Below are 15776 nucleotides of genomic sequence, written 5' to 3' on the forward strand. Positions count from 1 at the left end.
AATTAGGCTGCATGAAATCGGAAGACTTACTCTATGTCCTGGCTTTGCAACATATTCCAAATCTGGGAGATACCACAGCAAAGAAACTTATAAGGCATTTTGGAAATGCTGAAAATATCTTCAGGGAGAAGAAGTCTAATTTGCTTAAACTTGACGGCGTTGGGAGCATTAGGATAAAAGAGATTAATGATCCAGGGCATCTTAAGGCTGCTGAAGAGGAATTACATTTTATTGAAACCAATAAGATTAAGTATCATTATTTTCAGGAGAGCGATTATCCGGAAAAACTTAAACATTGCATTGATGGTCCTATATTGTTGTTCTCAAAAGGTAATATAGACCTGAAGAAAAAACGGATTATCAGTATCGTGGGAACGCGACAGATTACTTCCCATGGGATGTCTTTTTGTGAAAAATTGATTGAAGATATTTCACCCCTGGAACCTGTGATCGTTTCAGGATTTGCATATGGAGTTGACATTACTGCTCAGAAAGCCGCTGTAAAGAACGGGCTTCAAACCATTGGCTGCCTTGCTCATGGACTTAACCAGGTATATCCGAAGGTGCATAAGAAATATGTCGCTCAGGTTGAGCAAAATGGTGGTTTTTTCACTGATTTCTGGAGCACCGATAAATTTGACCGTAATAATTTTCTGAAACGTAACCGGATAATTGCAGGGTTAAGTGAGGCTACGGTAGTTATTGAGAGTGCTGAAAAAGGGGGAGCTCTGGTCACCGCCGATATTGCCGGATCTTATGATCGCGAAGTCTTTGCCGTGCCTGGCAGACCCACCGATAAGTTCAGCCTGGGCTGTAACAATCTTATAAAGGCCCAGAAGGCTCATGTGCTTACGTCAGCGGCAGATCTTGCTTATATTCTTAACTGGGAAATCGAAGAAAAACAAAAATCGGTTCAGAAGCAGTTGTTCGTAGAACTGGAAGATGATGAGCAGAAGCTCTATGAATTTCTAAAGAGCAGGGGTAAAACAGAACTTGACCTCCTGGCTCTTAACTGTAATTTTCCCACTTTTAAAACAGCCTCTTTGTTGTTGAATATGGAATTAAAAGGTGTGATAAGGCCATTGCCCGGTAAATTATTTGAAGCTATCTAGTAACCAGCTTTTTCACGAACTTTTTTCAGCACTTCATCAGCCACCAGTCTGGCTTTTTCGGCTCCTTTGGCCAGAGCTTTATCAACTTCTTCCAGATTGTTAATATAGTACTCATACTTCTCCCTTGGTTCCTGAAACCTGTCTTTAACAAGTTCGAAAAACGCCTGTTTTGCATGTCCGTAGCCATAACCACCAGCCTCGTAGTTCTTTCTCATTTCTGAGATCTGTTCATCGGTTGCGATGAGTTTATATAAGGCAAATACATTACAGGTATCCGGATCTTTTGGCTCCTCTAACGGAGTACTGTCGGTCTGAATACCCATGATCTGCTTTCTCAGTTTCTTATCGGTTTGGAAAATATTGATAGTGTTGTCCTTGGATTTACTCATTTTCTCACCATCTGTTCCCGGAACATACATAGTATCCTTCTGTACTTTCGCCTCAGGAAGAACGAAAACCTCACCCATTTTGGCGTGGAATCGTGAAGCCACATCCCTGGTCATTTCAAGATGTTGTAACTGGTCTTTTCCTACCGGGACTATTTCAGCATCGTAAAGCAGAATATCGGCTGCCATTAGCATGGGATAGGAGAACAAGCCTGCATTTACATCTTCCAGACGATCTGCCTTGTCCTTAAAGGAATGCGCCAGGGTCAATCTCTGATATGGAAAGAAGCAGCTTAGGTACCAGGTTAATTCAGTAACCTGGGGAATATCGCTTTGACGGTAAAAAACGCTGCGCTCAATATCCAAACCACAGGCAAGCCAGGTAGCTGCTACAGAATAGGTGTTTTGCCTAAGGGTTTCGGCATCCTTAATCTGGGTAAGGGAGTGCATGTCTGCAATAAAAATAAATGATTCATTATCTGGCTTATTGGTCATTTCTATCGCCGGCATGATTGCGCCTAAAAGATTGCCTAAGTGTGGTGTTCCCGTGCTTTGTACTCCTGTAAGTATTCTGGCCATTGACTTCTCGAATTTTCCTGCAAAGGTAATTTTTTTATAGAATTCCCTCGGTTCATTTCATTACTTTTGGAGTCATGAGTTATCTAAAAAAGGCGGGAATTCTATTATGGCGCATCTGGTTCTATATTCTGATGGTTATCCCAATAGTGATAATGCTCCCTTTTCTGCTTGTTTTCACCTCGGCTGAAAGATTCTATCCTCAATTCTTTATCTGTGCACGTCTCTGGGCAAAGATAATCATACATGGAATGGGGTTTTCTGTAAAGGTGAATGCTGATGAATTTCCTGACAAACATAAAAGTTATATGCTGGTGGCAAATCACACTTCCATGCTGGACATTATGCTCATGCTATATGTGATCAAACAACCGTTTGTGTTTATTGGGAAAAAGGAACTTAGTAAGATCCCGGTTTTTGGATTTTTCTATCGAAGAACCTGTATCCTGGTTGACAGAAACAATCAGAGAAGTAAGAAGGATGCTTTTGATGAGGCCCAAAGAAGATTAAAACAGGAAAACAGTGTATGCATCTTTCCCGAAGGCGGGGTTCCGGATGATGAATCCATTGTTCTGGACGAGTTCAAAGATGGTGCATTCAGGCTGGCAATAGAGCATCAGATCCCGATAGTGCCTTTAACCTTCCATGACACTAAGAAACGCTTCTCTTACACATTCTTTTCTGGAGGACCGGGAAAACTAAGAGTGAAGATCCATAACTTCGTTTGCACGGGAGGGCTTAAGCTGCAGGACCGGCGGCCGCTAAAAGAAAAGGTTCGTCAGGTGATACTTAAAGAACTTCAAAACCCTTCCATTTCTTAAAATTTAAGGTTCAGGCCGGAATAAATTCCGAAATTCACCGGCTGCACGTTGTTCACATTATTAAAGGTATTCAGCTGATATTTAAAGATTGGCTCAAGGCTAATACTAAATTGATCATTCAGTTTATAATCCATTCCAAGCCCGATGTTAGTACTAAAACTGGTACTATTAATATTGCTGGCTTCACCAAGGTTCGTGGAAGTGTTTCCTGCTACCAGGTCCAGCCGGTTTTTGTCGAGAAACAGGCTGCTTCCCCCCCCTATAAGATTGAGGCCAAATTTCTGGTCTATTAGAACATATTCTACCTCAATTGGCACTTCTATAAAGCCAAATTGCTGATTGATCTCACCGGGTGTAAAGATAGAAGCTGCCAGGGAGTTCTGTGTGAAAGACCCGGAACTCATTTCGTTACCAGAGCGAGCGTTATTCCTTATCTGCACATTCTCTTCTGCAGGATTTACGTTATCCAGACTAACTCCTATTGCCGCAGGCGAATATGAAATATCCTGAATATTATAGCTCACATTGATCTTACTTACACCGGTTCTTATTCTGATCTTATCAGAGAGTTCGTAAGCGATCTTCATCCCATAGGAAAGAGTGACCTCTGAAGACGATGCATTATTCGAAAATTGGGATGAAAGTTCGTTTCCACTTCCCATATTCTTATAGAAAATAGGTGCCGCGAAAGTTGAAAGTCTCAATCTTTTTGAATTGACCTCGGCTATTGCTTCTTCTTTTTCATCTTTTTTCTTCTCTTCTTCAAACCGGGCAAGTGCATTTTCTTCAGGGTCTTTTAGGAGGCTCTCTGTTTTGGTTGAATCTTTTTCGGCTTCGGCAATCATGCCGGAAGCCTCTTTAATTTTTACTTCCGGCTTTATTACCACTTTTTCTTTTTCATTTTGCCCTTGTTCCCTGACATTACTTTTTGTCTCTTCTGAAGCTAGTGCCGATTCCTGCTGATCGATATATACCGGATCATTATTGGAACTGTTCGTTTTTTTAGATCGATTATTCTTTGATGTGGAAGATGAATTGGAAGAATTTTCCAGAGATGAGCTGGTACTTTCAACTTTATCTTTTAATTCATCTGCCTCCTCAGAGGCTACCTGATTTTCGAGATTTCCATCTTCGGAAGCACCTTTTTGGTCATAGGTTCCTGTATTTTCTCCGTCCTGATTTTCAGGATTTTCAAATACTACTCCAGGGCCATTCTGATTTATTTTCTGATTTTGTATGAAAAGAACGCTGGCCAGAATTACAGCGATAACCGCTGCGACACCTCCCAGTTTCATCCATAGAGGAATGACAAAAGCTTTCTTTTCTTTTTTCTCGTCCAGTTTTGAAGTGATGTTATCCCAGACTTTCTCTCTGGGTTCTCTTTCAAAATCCTTGAACTTTTCCTGAAAAATCCGGTCTATGTTCTTCTTTTCTTTCATGATGATTGAGCCGAATTTTGAATATTCTGGGTTCTTTCAATTCTATCTTTTAATGCCATTCTTGCCCTGGCAAGATTGGATTTTGAGGTTCCTTCAGAGATATTTAAAAGCTCTGCGATTTCCTTATGCGAGTAGCCATCCAGTACATAAAGGTTAAAAACCTGCCTGTAACGGTCTGGAAGACCCTGTACACATTCCAGGAGAAAGTCCACCGAAAGCTCTTCAGTTTCTACTTCTATATCTTCTTCAGGGAGGTGGCTTTCGTTCGTAATGCCATATACCTTTTGTTGCCGGTGCTTTTGCAATGCGGTATTTATAATTATCCTTTTCATCCAGCCTTCAAAAGATCCTGTATCTTTATACTGGGCTATTTTCTCAAATATGGTGACAAATCCATCCTGTAGATTGTCTTCCGCCTGCTGGCGGTTATCAGAATATTTGAGGCACAACCCAAAGAGCTTTGCCGCATATAGGCGATAAAGCTGTTCCTGTGCATTTCTATCCTGTTTTTTGCACTTGAGAATAAGATCTTTTAACCCCACTTAAAAGATGTATGACTTAAATTTAATTAGCTACTACTTTGTCTATACTTCAGGCTGACCAACAGGAACAACCACCGTTTCGTAAACTGCTTCGCCTCCGGCTTCTCCAATAAGAAATTTAAAGGTATAATCCTCTTCCTCAGTTATCGGAATGGTAAATTTAGTGGTTCCTTCATCGCCTTCTACAGTATCATCACAAGAGGTACCCAACTCAATCGCTGCAATCGCTGCAACGTAGATAGTTCTAACATCTTCTCCCGTGTTTCCGGCTCTTCTCGCATCAATACCAGCAAAATTGTGACACGCCGAAGGTAGTGAATATGTTACTGTAACTTCATAGGTCTCTCCTAACTCAAATTGATCTGGTAAATTATTCGAAATAATTTCCGCAATATCGTATTCAAAAGAAGGACCCTCATCATCTACCGAACAACTCGTAAATGATAGAGCTAAAAATAGAATAAATACATTTTTTTTCATCAGATTATATGCTTTTGTTAGTAGATACATATAATTGAAAATGGTTGCGTGCAAAACAAAAAAAATCCCCGTGAGGGGATTTTTAATTATTGCTTCGCGATCTTGATCGCATTTTTGATCTTTTCTTCGAGCTCTTCCATCAGGTCGGGATTGTCTTTAAGTAAAATCTTCACAGCGTCCCTTCCCTGTCCCAGTTTAGTGTCTTCATAACTGAACCAGGATCCACTCTTTTTAATGATTTCATAATCAACACCAATATCGATGATCTCCCCAATCTTGGATACACCTTCACCATACATGATGTCGAATTCTGCAGTTTTGAATGGTGGAGCTACCTTGTTCTTTACCACTTTTACCCTTGTTTTGTTTCCGGTCACTTCGTTACTGCTATCCTTGATCTGAGTAGACCTTCTGATATCAAGTCTAACTGAAGCATAGAATTTTAGTGCATTTCCACCGGTAGTCGTTTCAGGATTACCGAACATCACACCAATTTTCTCCCTTAACTGGTTAATGAAAATCACCGTGCAGTTGGTTTTACTAATAGAGGAGGTAAGCTTTCTTAGGGCCTGAGACATTAACCTCGCGTGAAGCCCCATCTTGGAATCTCCCATTTCTCCTTCGATCTCACTTTTTGGAGTAAGTGCCGCCACCGAGTCGATCACTATTATATCTATTGCGCCTGAACGAATAAGGTTATCGGTTATTTCAAGAGCCTGCTCCCCGTTATCCGGTTGAGAAATAATAAGATTATCGATATCTACATCAAGCTTTTCCGCATAGAATCTGTCAAAAGCATGTTCGGCATCAATAAAAGCTGCAATTCCTCCCTTTTTTTGTGCTTCGGCAATAGCATGAAGGGTAAGAGTTGTTTTACCGGAAGATTCGGGACCGTAGATCTCGATAACCCTTCCTCGTGGATAACCGCCCACTCCTAAGGCAAGGTCAAGACCAAGGGAACCAGTAGAAATAGCCTCTACATCAGCTACGGCCTGGTCGCTCATTTTCATGACTGTACCTTTACCGTAGGTCTTATCCATTTTATCCAGGGTAAGCTTTAAAGCCTTTAATTTTGCTTCTTTCTCTTTATCGTTACTCATGTATGAATTTTATTTTTAATAAATAAGGTCTGCTAAAATACTATAAGTTTTTCTTCAATACAATAAAACTTATCAATGTTTTTTGGAATTATTCCAAAATTATGGAATATGTAGATGGCTGTGCCAAATAATATGCTGTCCAACCTCTAATCAATTGAAATGATGTATCTTTGCGCACCCTAAATTTATTGGTTATGACCAGTTCAGGAAAAATAGAGCTGATGGCTCCGGCGGGTAACTTTGAAAGCCTGCAGGCGGCCCTTGATAACGGTGCCGATTCGGTTTATTTTGGTGTTGAACAATTGAATATGCGTGCCCGTGCAAGCATTAACTTCACTATTGAAGATCTTGCCGAAATTGTTAAAAGATGTGAGGCAAAAAATGTAAGAACCTATCTTACCCTTAACACTATTATTTATGATCACGACCTGTCTATCATCAGAACTCTGATAGATAGTGCGAAAAACGCTAATGTGACCGCGGTTATTGCGATGGACCAGGCGGTTATTGCCTATGCGCGTCAGGTTGGTATGGAAGTTCATATCTCTACCCAGATAAACATTACCAATATTGAAACGGTGCGTTTCTATTCCATGTTTGCCGATACCATGGTAATGAGCAGGGAGCTAAGTTTACGGCAGGTAAAAAAGATCTGCGAACAAATAGAAAAAGAGCAGATAAAAGGACCTTCAGGTAACCTGGTGGAGATCGAAATATTTGGGCACGGAGCTCTGTGTATGGCTGTTTCCGGAAAATGTTACCTGAGTCTGCATTCACACAATTCTTCAGCCAACAGAGGTGCCTGTAAACAGAACTGCAGGAAGAAATATACGGTGATAGATCAGGAATCCGGTTTTGAAATAGAACTGGACAATGAGTATATGATGTCGCCCAAAGATCTATGTACGCTGGATTTTCTGGATCAGGTAATAGATACGGGAGCAAAGGTCTTAAAGATAGAGGGCCGGGGAAGGGCACCTGAATATGTGGCGAAGGTAATTAAGAGCTACAGGGAAGCTATTGATGCCTACTATGATGGATCTTATAGTGAAGAAAAGGTAGCCTCCTGGATGGAAGAACTTAAGAAAGTCTATAATCGAGGATTCTGGAGTGGCTATTACCTGGGTCAGAAACTTGGTGAATGGAGTGAAGGTTCCGGTTCTCATGCGACACAGAAGAAAGTGTATATAGGTAAGGGAGCTCATTATTTTCCAAAATCGGGCATTGGTGAGTTCAAAATCGAGGCCTATGATATTAAACTGGGAGACCGTCTTCTGGTTACGGGTCCTACCACCGGGGTGAAAGAGTTCGATCTTGAGGAACTAATGGTAGATGAAAAAGTTTCTGAAGTAGCCTCGAAAGGTGATTCCTGTACAATTCCCCTTGATTTCAGACTTCGCTTATCAGATAAACTCTATAAAATTGTGAAAGCCTAATGGTAGTTGTAACTTTGCAGCGTCAAAAATGTATTGGTTGTAATTACTGTGTAGAGATGGCACCGGCTCAATTCCAGATGTCTAAAAAAGACGGGAAGAGCGTGTTGCTCCGCTCTAATGAAAAAAAGGGATTTTATACCCTTAAATCACACGATAACAGTATCTTTGACCCCTGTTTACAGGCACAGAAAGCCTGTCCGGTAAAGATAATTACCGCGAAAATGATATAAATAAAATAAATCTTTAACTCTTAAAATATTAGTATAGCATGCAACTGTACAATAAATTAAGCGCTAAAGAAAGAGAAGCTCTTTTAGAAGAAGCCGGCGAAGACAGGCTTACGCTCTCTTTTTACGCTTACGCTAAGATCGGGAATCCTGAATTATTCCGAAATCACTTATTCATAGCCTGGGACCAGATGGATGTACTGGGAAGGATTTATGTTGCTCATGAAGGTATCAATGCCCAGCTTTCAGTTCCTGCCAAACGTTTCAATGAATTCAAGGCCTTTATAGACGATATTTATTTTCTGAAAGATGTACGCTTGAATATCGCCATAGAACACGATATCAAATCTTTCCTTAAGCTTAAGGTGAAGGTGCGTACTAAGATCGTGGCGGATGGACTGAATGATGAAACTTTTGATGTTACCAACAAAGGTGTACATGTAGATGCCAGGAAGTTCAACGAACTTATCAGCGATCCCAATACGGTACTGGTTGATATGAGAAACCATTATGAAAGTGAAATTGGTCATTTTCAAGGAGCAATAACTCCAGATGTGGATACTTTCCGGGATTCTTTGCCTATCATAGAAGAAGATCTTAAGGAACATAAGGAAGACAAGAATCTGGTGATGTACTGTACCGGTGGAATTCGTTGTGAAAAAGCCAGTGCATATTACAAGCACCGTGGCTTCAAAAACGTGTATCAGCTGGAGGGTGGAATTATTGAATACACCCGACAGGTACAGAACCAGAACCTGGAAAATAAATTTATCGGGAAGAATTTTGTTTTCGATCATCGTCGTGCCGAAAGAATTTCAGAAGATGTGATTGCTCAGTGCCACCAGTGCGGTAAGGCCTGTGATACTCATGTGAACTGTGCCAACGAGGCATGCCATTTGTTATTCATTCAGTGTGAAGAATGTGCTGAGAAAATGAATAATTGCTGTTCAGATAAGTGTAAGGAAATCGCGGCATTGCCCTACGAGGAACAGAAAAAACTTCGCAAGGGTAAAGGTGCCAGCAATAAGATTTTCAAAAAGGGGAGGTCTGAGGTTCTGCTGTTTAAGCAGTAGCTTTCTTTTTCTAAATGGCGTTGCCAATTAATATTGGTATATTTACCTTGAAAATTTTTTATGAACCTCAAGGAGGTGCTTTATTTAGTAGCGTCGGGCTGTGAAACATAGCCTGTTGGAGATGAAGTTGATTCTGCAATTAATGCCTGTGGGCAGGACAGAGTGATGTGACTTACGCTTTAAAGTAACTTCCTCAATATATATAATATATGGCTTGCAGCAGTTGCTCGACCGGGAAAGACGGTCAGCCTAAAGGATGTAAGAATAATGGGACCTGCGGAACAGACGGTTGTAATAAACTCACTGTTTTCGACTGGCTTTCCAACATGTCTCTTCCTGGAGGTGTGGAACCTTTCAATTATGTGGAGGTGCGTTTTAAGAACGGCCGAAAACATTTCTATAAAAATACAGAGAACTTAAGTCTGAGCATCGGCGATGTGGTAGCTACCGAGGCTAATCCTGGCCATGATGTAGGTATGGTTAGCCTTACGGGAGAGCTGGTGAGGGTCCAGATGAAAAAGAAAAAGGAAAACCCCGACTCTGACGAAATTCTGAAAATATATCGAAAAGCTTCCCAAAAAGATATTGATGTCTGGCAGGAAGCCCGAAGCAGAGAAGAAAAGATCAAACAAAGATCCAGGCAGATCGCGATCAGGCTGAATCTTAGTATGAAGATTAGTGATGTGGAATTCCAGGGTGATGCTTCCAAAGCTACCTTCTATTACACTGCCGATGACCGCGTGGATTTCCGACAATTAATCAAGGAATTCGCCCGCGAATTCAATACCCGTATCGAGATGCGGCAGATAGGTCTCAGGCAGGAAGCTGCGAGGCTTGGTGGAATTGGTTCCTGTGGGCGTGAACTGTGCTGCTCTACCTGGTTAACCGATTTCAGATCGGTTAGTACATCAGCGGCAAGGTATCAGCAATTGTCACTGAATCCGCAAAAACTGGCGGGACAGTGTGGTAAACTTAAATGCTGTCTTAACTACGAACTCGATACTTATCTCGAAGCTTTAAAATCTTTTCCGAAAACAGACGTTAAACTAAAGACCAAGAAAGGAGTGGCGGTTTGTCAGAAAATCGATATTTTCAAAGGTCTTTTATGGTATGCCTATGAAGGAGAATGGATGACCTGGCATAAACTTAGTCCGGAACAGGCCAATAAGATAGTCGCTATCAATAAAAAAGGCGATGTTGTTGGAAGTCTGGAAGAGTATGAACTGGAGATCCAACTGGAGGAAGATGATAAAAAAGGCTTTAAAGATGCTGTTGGCGAAGATAGTCTTACGCGTTTTGATAAACCGAAGAACCAAAGAAAAAGAAAAAATAAGAAGAGAAAAAAGCGGAAAGGAAATCCCTCAAAGTCTAAGAATGCGTAGTGCGGTTTTTGTTTCTTTTTTAGCAGGAATGATCACGATGATCTCTGCCTGTGACCGGAAAAGGGTTTATGATGAGTACAAGCCGGTTAAAGATTGGCACAAAGATTCTATCATTTCCTTTAAACTTGGCGAACTTGACTCCAGCAGAGTTTATAATTTGTTTATCAATATTCGCAATAATAAAGATTACCAGTATAGTAATTTATTTCTGATCACCGAGATCAAGTTTCCTCAGGGAAAGGTGATAAGCGATACACTGGAATATGAAATGGCAAGGCCAGATGGAGAATGGCTCGGCACGGGTTTTGGTGACGTGAAAGAAAGTAAGCTGTGGTATAAGGAGAAAGTACAATTTGACGAACCAGGGGATTATAGGGTAACCATTCAGCAGGCGATGCGTAAGAATGGTAAAGTAGAAGGCATAGAAGAGCTGCAAGGTATCACCCACGTTGGATTCAGGATTGAAAAAAGTGAAAATTAATTTTTTGAAAAAATAAATGGCCCGCACATCTAAAAAATCGAAGAAACCTGCGCATAGCAATAGGAAATATATAGTTGGCTTCTGGACTTTATTCGGAATAGGTTTATTGGTTGCAATATTTGTTTTCCTGCTCGCCGGCTGGGGAGCATTTGGCAAGATGCCAACCTTTGAAGAACTTGAAAATCCTGAAACTAATCTGGCTACGGAAATATTTTCTTCCGATGGAAAAACACTTGGAAAATATTATAGTGAGAATAGAACCCCTATAAAGTATGAGGATCTCCCGGAACATCTTGTGCAGGCTTTAGTCGCCACAGAAGATGAACGTTTCTACCAGCATGCAGGAATCGATGCTAAGGGAACGGTAAGAGCAGCAGTTTACCTGGGAACACGAGGTGGGGCCAGTACAATAACCCAACAGCTTGCTAAACTTCTTTTTACAGAAGATGTTTCCAGTAATCCTTTTGCGCGTGTTCTGCAAAAGGTGAAGGAATGGATCATAGCCACCAGGCTTGAACGGCAGTATACCAAGGAAGAGATCATAACGATGTATTTTAATAAATATGATTTTGTATACCAGGCGGTGGGAATTCGTTCAGCATCAAAGATTTATTTTGATAAGGAAGCCAAAGATCTCAATATTCAGGAATCTGCAGTTCTGGTTGGGATGTTAAAAAATGCAGCTTTATATAACCCGGTTAGAAGACCGGAAATGGTTAAAGCGAGGAGGAACCAGGTTTTTGAGCAGATGGCAAGAAATGGATACATTTCAGAAACCGAAATGGATTCTCTCCAGCAATTGCCTATGAAGATAGAATTTACTCCTGAAGGTCATGATGAAGGAATGGCGACTTATTTCAGGGCTTATCTTCAGGGATTCATGAAGGAATGGATAGAGGAGAACCCCAAACCTGATGGTAGTGAATATAGTCTTTACCGGGATGGTTTAAAGATATATACCAGCATAGATTCTAAAATGCAGGCATATGCCGAAAAGGCCGTGCAAAAGCATATAGCCCATATTCAGAAGGAATTTGACCGCCAGAATGAGAATAACCCTACTGCACCTTTCAGGGATATTGATAATGCTGAAAAGGAGAGTATTATTGAAAGTGCTATGAAAAGATCTGAGAGATGGCGCAAGATGAAAGCACAGGGGAAATCTGAAGAGGAGATAAGAAAGTCTTTTACCGAAAAGACCGATATGAGGATATTCAGCTGGAACGGAACGATTGACACTACAATGACTCCGAGAGACTCCATTCTTTATTACAAATCTTTTTTGCAGGCCGGAATGATGTCTATGGTGCCCCAGACCGGCGAGGTTAAGGCCTGGGTAGGAGGTACCAATTTCAAGCATTTTAAATATGATCACGTAAAACAGGGTAGGAGACAGGTAGGTTCTACTTTCAAACCCTTCGTGTATGCAACTGCGATAGATCAGTTAAAGTTTTCACCCTGTGATACATTACCAAAGACCAGATTCACCATTGAAGCTGGTAAACATGGGAATCAGAATGACTGGTCTCCTAAAAATGCCGGGAATTCCGATTATGAAGGAATGGTATCCTTAAAAAGTGCCCTGGCGCAATCTATTAATACTGTTACGGCGCGACTGATAGATAAGACCGGGCCACAACCAGTAATCGATCTTGTGGGTAAACTGGGCATAGAAACCGATAATATTCCGGCGGTTCCATCAATAGCGCTTGGAGTTGCCGATCTCAGTCTTTTTGAGATGGTTTCGGCCTTCAGCACATTTGCTAATCAGGGAGTTTACGTAAAACCTGTTATTGTTAACAGGATTGAAGATAAGAACGGAACCGTGCTGTATCAGCATGTTCCGGAAACCCGTGATGTGTTGAGTAAAGAAGCGGCCTATGTAACCGTTAATTTGCTTGAAGGAGTGACGCAATACGGTTCTGGTGTCCGTCTAAGGGGAACCTGGGCGGAAGGCCGGCAGGATTATGAAAGAGCTGTTACGGGATACCCGTATGACTTTAAGAACCCTATTGCCGGAAAAACAGGAACCACACAAAATCAGAGTGACGGTTGGTTTATCGGGATGGTACCCGATCTTGCCACCGGAGTCTGGGTTGGTGCTGAAGACCGTTCGGTTCACTTCCCTACGATCACTTATGGACAGGGAGCTACCATGGCTTTACCAATTTGGGGTATGTACATGAAGGATGTCTATGGAGATGATGAACTGAAGGTTTCCCAGGAACCATTTGAACGTCCTGAAAACCTGAGTATCGAAGTGAATTGTGAAAATTATCGTTCTTCTCAGGAATCTGATAATTCGGTTCCCGACGAGCTTGATTTTTAGACTTTTCTCAATAAAAGCATATAAAATTTCTTAATTATTCAATAAGTCTGGCTACGAAGCATTGTAGCCAGCTTTTTATTTTCGTATTTTCGGATAAAATTCTGAAAAAATGATCATAAAAACGGTTGATAATGTACAGGAGGCCCTTAAAGGAGTTGAGGATGGAATGACATTTATGCTCGGAGGTTTCGGTCTTTGCGGAATCCCGGAGAATGCCATTTCTGAACTTGTACGCCTTGACGTAAAGAATCTTACCTGTATCTCTAACAATGCCGGGGTAGATGATTTTGGCCTCGGACTCCTTCTTCACAAAAAACAAATAGATAAGATGATCTCTTCCTACGTGGGAGAAAATGAGATCTTCGAAAAGCAGATGCTGAGCGGTGAACTGGATGTGGAGCTTATTCCTCAGGGAACGCTTGCGGCAAGATGTCAGGCGGCTCAACAAGGGTTTCCGGCCATCTATACACCTGCGGGTTACGGTACCGAAGTGGCTCAGGGAAAGGAAACCCGTGAGTTCGATGGTAAAATGTATGTTCTGGAAGAAGCCTTTAAAGCAGATTTCGCTTTTGTAAAAGCCTGGAAAGGAGATAAGGCCGGGAATCTTATTTTTAAGGGAACTGCAAGGAATTTTAATCCTGTAATGTGCGGTTCGGCGACCATCACGGTTGCTGAGGTAGAGGAACTTGTGGAGCCTGGTGAATTAGACCCGAACCAGATACATATTCCTGGAATTTTTGTACAGCGGATTTTCCAGGGAGAGAACTATGAAAAGAGGATTGAACAGCGTACTGTACGTTCATAGTAAATCGAGAATTAATCAATTTGAGAATTTGAAAATTGAGAGATGATAAAGAAAATATAATCGTTCAGAGGACATTTGACTTTTCACTGAAGATTATTTTATTTTCTGAAGAACTCAGGTTGGAAAAGAAATTTGAAATGGCTTCCCAGCTTTTTAAAAGCGGGACTTCAATTGGAGCGAACATTCGGGAAGCTCAGAATGCAGAAAGTCCTGCAGATTTCCTTCATAAGTTCAAAATTTCTGCAAAGGAATGTGAAGAAACCCAGTACTGGTTGCAGTTATGCAAAGAGTCTCAAATTTTACCTTCTCCCAATGAGGAGATTATAACTGAATTAGAAATAATAATGAGAATTATTTCGAAAATTATAAGTACCTCAAAAAAAAGATAATTTTCAAATCGCCTAATTCTCAAATATTCAAATTAGAAATATGTTAGATAAAAATGGAATAGCTCAAAGAATAGCCAAAGAGGTTAAGGATGGGTATTATGTAAACCTAGGAATAGGGATTCCTACGCTGGTGGCCAATTTTGTTAGGGATGATATTCAGGTGGAATTTCAGAGCGAGAATGGTATCCTTGGAATGGGACCTTTCCCTGTTGAAGGTGAAGAGGATGCCGATCTTATAAATGCAGGAAAGCAAACCATAACTTCGCTCCCCGGTGCCAGTTTTTTTGATTCGGCTATGAGCTTTGGAATGATAAGAGGGCAGCATGTGGATCTTACCATTCTTGGAGCAATGGAAGTGGCCGAAAATGGGGATATAGCCAACTGGAAGATTCCGGGAAAAATGGTAAAGGGTATGGGAGGTGCAATGGATCTTGTGGCTTCTGCCGAAAACATCATAGTCGCAATGATGCATACCAATAAGGCCGGAAAATCAAAATTGCTTAAGAGATGTACTTTGCCTTTAACCGGTGTGGGATGCGTAACTAAAATAGTGACGAACCTTGCTGTTCTTGAGGTTACCGAAAAAGGGTTCAAACTTTTGGAAAGAGCACCTGGAGTGAGTGTAGAAGAAATTCAGAATGCCACCGAAGGAGAACTGATCGTTGAGGGAGATATTCCAGAGATGAAATTATAACAGAAAGCCGGATCATGGGATCCGGCTTTTTTTTCTTTCAGATTAAAACTTTCTCAGGTTAAAGAAGTTGAACTTTCTTCAATATCTACAAGAAAGTCTATTGCCTCATCCTGGTTTATAAGCTTACCTCTAGAATTGGCCTGAGAAAAATACTCATACCAACCGGTCTTCTTTAAATTGCTTTCCAATACTTCTACTTCAGCAATAGAAGGCATTTTCCAAACCGTCATATAGCGATAGTCACTACGATAGGGAGTATGCTCGTCATTTCTTGCCCAACCAAGATTTTCAACGCCACTGGCCTTCATGTTTTTAATGCGGCCTTTCATGTCGTCCATCAGTTTGCGCCTTTCTTCATGACCGAGTTTCATCCACTTGGTAGTAACGTTCCACATTTCAATGTATAAATACATAATTTAAGGTTTATTGGTTTAGAATAAATTAAAGTTAAACATTTAGAAACAGGAAAGCCAAGTAATGTTCTCTGAATAACAGTATTTTAAG

At 41.0% G+C, this 15776-nt stretch carries 17 protein-coding genes; 11 read left to right on the forward strand and 6 right to left on the reverse strand.

The window, feature by feature from the left end; all coding sequences use genetic code 11:
• Window positions 1-11 precede the first annotated feature (11 nt).
• Entirely contained in the window at window positions 12-1112 is a 1101-nt protein-coding gene (gene dprA, locus EZJ28_RS08530) for a DNA-processing protein DprA (RefSeq protein ID WP_131396861.1), read from the forward strand.
• Here dprA and trpS read toward each other — a convergent pair.
• Entirely contained in the window at window positions 1109-2077 is a 969-nt protein-coding gene (gene trpS, locus EZJ28_RS08535; protein ID WP_131396863.1) for a tryptophan--tRNA ligase, read from the reverse strand. The two genes, dprA and trpS, sit on opposite strands and share 4 nt — an antisense overlap.
• Before the next feature lie 74 nt (window positions 2078-2151).
• Here trpS and EZJ28_RS08540 point away from each other — a divergent pair, with 74 nt between their 5' ends.
• Window positions 2152-2895 (forward strand): 1-acyl-sn-glycerol-3-phosphate acyltransferase, encoded by a 744-nt coding sequence (locus EZJ28_RS08540; protein WP_131396865.1) that lies wholly within the window; start codon window positions 2152-2154, stop codon window positions 2893-2895.
• On the opposite strand, the gene EZJ28_RS08545 is transcribed toward EZJ28_RS08540, so the two are convergent.
• The 4 genes from EZJ28_RS08545 to recA form a co-directional block, all read right to left on the reverse strand.
• Complete coding sequence (locus EZJ28_RS08545) at window positions 2892-4334, reverse strand: hypothetical protein (RefSeq protein ID WP_131396867.1); 1443 nt, start codon at window positions 4332-4334, stop codon at window positions 2892-2894. The genes EZJ28_RS08540 and EZJ28_RS08545 overlap by 4 nt on opposite strands.
• Window positions 4331-4876 (reverse strand): RNA polymerase sigma factor, encoded by a 546-nt coding sequence (locus EZJ28_RS08550; protein WP_131396869.1) that lies wholly within the window; start codon window positions 4874-4876, stop codon window positions 4331-4333. Before EZJ28_RS08550 ends, EZJ28_RS08545 begins: the two co-directional genes overlap by 4 nt.
• Window positions 4877-4918: 42 nt before the next feature.
• Complete coding sequence (locus tag EZJ28_RS08555; RefSeq protein ID WP_131396871.1) at window positions 4919-5356, reverse strand: hypothetical protein; 438 nt, start codon at window positions 5354-5356, stop codon at window positions 4919-4921.
• 86 nt (window positions 5357-5442) lie between these two features.
• Window positions 5443-6456 (reverse strand): recombinase RecA, encoded by a 1014-nt coding sequence (gene recA, locus EZJ28_RS08560; protein WP_131396873.1) that lies wholly within the window; start codon window positions 6454-6456, stop codon window positions 5443-5445.
• A gap of 194 nt (window positions 6457-6650) precedes the next feature.
• On the opposite strand from recA, the gene EZJ28_RS08565 reads away from it, so the two are divergent.
• The 9 genes from EZJ28_RS08565 to EZJ28_RS08605 all read left to right on the forward strand — a co-directional run bounded on the left by EZJ28_RS08565 (window position 6651) and on the right by EZJ28_RS08605 (window position 15272).
• A complete protein-coding gene (locus EZJ28_RS08565) occupies window positions 6651-7892 on the forward strand; it encodes a peptidase U32 family protein (RefSeq protein WP_131396875.1) in 1242 nt (413 codons plus the stop codon).
• Complete coding sequence (locus EZJ28_RS08570; RefSeq protein WP_131396877.1) at window positions 7892-8122, forward strand: ferredoxin; 231 nt, start codon at window positions 7892-7894, stop codon at window positions 8120-8122. Before EZJ28_RS08565 ends, EZJ28_RS08570 begins: the two co-directional genes overlap by 1 nt.
• 38 nt (window positions 8123-8160) lie before the next feature.
• Entirely contained in the window at window positions 8161-9192 is a 1032-nt protein-coding gene (locus EZJ28_RS08575; RefSeq protein WP_131396879.1) for a rhodanese-related sulfurtransferase, read from the forward strand.
• 209 nt (window positions 9193-9401) lie between these two features.
• Window positions 9402-10574 carry a regulatory iron-sulfur-containing complex subunit RicT gene (locus tag EZJ28_RS08580; protein WP_131396881.1) on the forward strand — a complete coding sequence of 391 codons (1173 nt, stop codon included), beginning with the start codon at window positions 9402-9404 and terminating at the stop codon, window positions 10572-10574.
• Window positions 10567-11055 (forward strand): gliding motility lipoprotein GldH, encoded by a 489-nt coding sequence (locus tag EZJ28_RS08585; RefSeq protein ID WP_131396883.1) that lies wholly within the window; start codon window positions 10567-10569, stop codon window positions 11053-11055. The genes EZJ28_RS08580 and EZJ28_RS08585 overlap by 8 nt, the downstream gene beginning before the upstream one ends.
• Before the next feature lie 16 nt (window positions 11056-11071).
• Window positions 11072-13384, forward strand: coding sequence for a penicillin-binding protein 1A (locus EZJ28_RS08590; protein ID WP_131396885.1), 2313 nt, complete (start codon window positions 11072-11074; stop codon window positions 13382-13384).
• A gap of 109 nt (window positions 13385-13493) precedes the next feature.
• Window positions 13494-14189, forward strand: a complete 696-nt coding sequence (locus EZJ28_RS08595) for a CoA transferase subunit A (RefSeq protein WP_131396887.1) — start codon at window positions 13494-13496, stop codon at window positions 14187-14189.
• Between the two features lie 35 nt (window positions 14190-14224).
• A complete protein-coding gene (locus EZJ28_RS08600) occupies window positions 14225-14578 on the forward strand; it encodes a four helix bundle protein (RefSeq protein ID WP_131396890.1) in 354 nt (117 codons plus the stop codon).
• Between the two features lie 40 nt (window positions 14579-14618).
• Window positions 14619-15272 carry a CoA transferase subunit B gene (locus tag EZJ28_RS08605; protein WP_131396892.1) on the forward strand — a complete coding sequence of 218 codons (654 nt, stop codon included), beginning with the start codon at window positions 14619-14621 and terminating at the stop codon, window positions 15270-15272.
• 53 nt (window positions 15273-15325) lie between these two features.
• On the opposite strand, the gene EZJ28_RS08610 is transcribed toward EZJ28_RS08605, so the two are convergent.
• Window positions 15326-15685, reverse strand: coding sequence for a DUF6616 family protein (locus tag EZJ28_RS08610; RefSeq protein ID WP_131396894.1), 360 nt, complete (start codon window positions 15683-15685; stop codon window positions 15326-15328).
• Window positions 15686-15776 lie beyond the last annotated feature (91 nt).

It is taken from the genome of Gramella sp. KN1008 (genome assembly GCF_004332155.1).
GTDB lineage: Bacteria > Bacteroidota > Bacteroidia > Flavobacteriales > Flavobacteriaceae > Christiangramia.

Coding starts and splice junctions, on each gene's coding strand:
- trpS (WP_131396863.1), bottom strand. CDS start 2,077: ATGGCCAGAATACTTACAGGAGTACAAAGCACGGGAACACCACACTTA.
- EZJ28_RS08580 (WP_131396881.1), top strand. CDS start 9,402: ATGGCTTGCAGCAGTTGCTCGACCGGGAAAGACGGTCAGCCTAAAGGA.
- EZJ28_RS08555 (WP_131396871.1), bottom strand. CDS start 5,356: ATGAAAAAAAATGTATTTATTCTATTTTTAGCTCTATCATTTACGAGT.
- EZJ28_RS08565 (WP_131396875.1), top strand. CDS start 6,651: ATGACCAGTTCAGGAAAAATAGAGCTGATGGCTCCGGCGGGTAACTTT.
- recA (WP_131396873.1), bottom strand. CDS start 6,456: ATGAGTAACGATAAAGAGAAAGAAGCAAAATTAAAGGCTTTAAAGCTT.
- EZJ28_RS08605 (WP_131396892.1), top strand. CDS start 14,619: ATGTTAGATAAAAATGGAATAGCTCAAAGAATAGCCAAAGAGGTTAAG.
- EZJ28_RS08570 (WP_131396877.1), top strand. CDS start 7,892: ATGGTAGTTGTAACTTTGCAGCGTCAAAAATGTATTGGTTGTAATTAC.
- EZJ28_RS08575 (WP_131396879.1), top strand. CDS start 8,161: ATGCAACTGTACAATAAATTAAGCGCTAAAGAAAGAGAAGCTCTTTTA.
- EZJ28_RS08545 (WP_131396867.1), bottom strand. CDS start 4,334: ATGAAAGAAAAGAAGAACATAGACCGGATTTTTCAGGAAAAGTTCAAG.
- EZJ28_RS08540 (WP_131396865.1), top strand. CDS start 2,152: ATGAGTTATCTAAAAAAGGCGGGAATTCTATTATGGCGCATCTGGTTC.
- EZJ28_RS08595 (WP_131396887.1), top strand. CDS start 13,494: ATGATCATAAAAACGGTTGATAATGTACAGGAGGCCCTTAAAGGAGTT.
- EZJ28_RS08610 (WP_131396894.1), bottom strand. CDS start 15,685: ATGTATTTATACATTGAAATGTGGAACGTTACTACCAAGTGGATGAAA.
- EZJ28_RS08585 (WP_131396883.1), top strand. CDS start 10,567: ATGCGTAGTGCGGTTTTTGTTTCTTTTTTAGCAGGAATGATCACGATG.
- dprA (WP_131396861.1), top strand. CDS start 12: ATGAAATCGGAAGACTTACTCTATGTCCTGGCTTTGCAACATATTCCA.
- EZJ28_RS08590 (WP_131396885.1), top strand. CDS start 11,072: ATGGCCCGCACATCTAAAAAATCGAAGAAACCTGCGCATAGCAATAGG.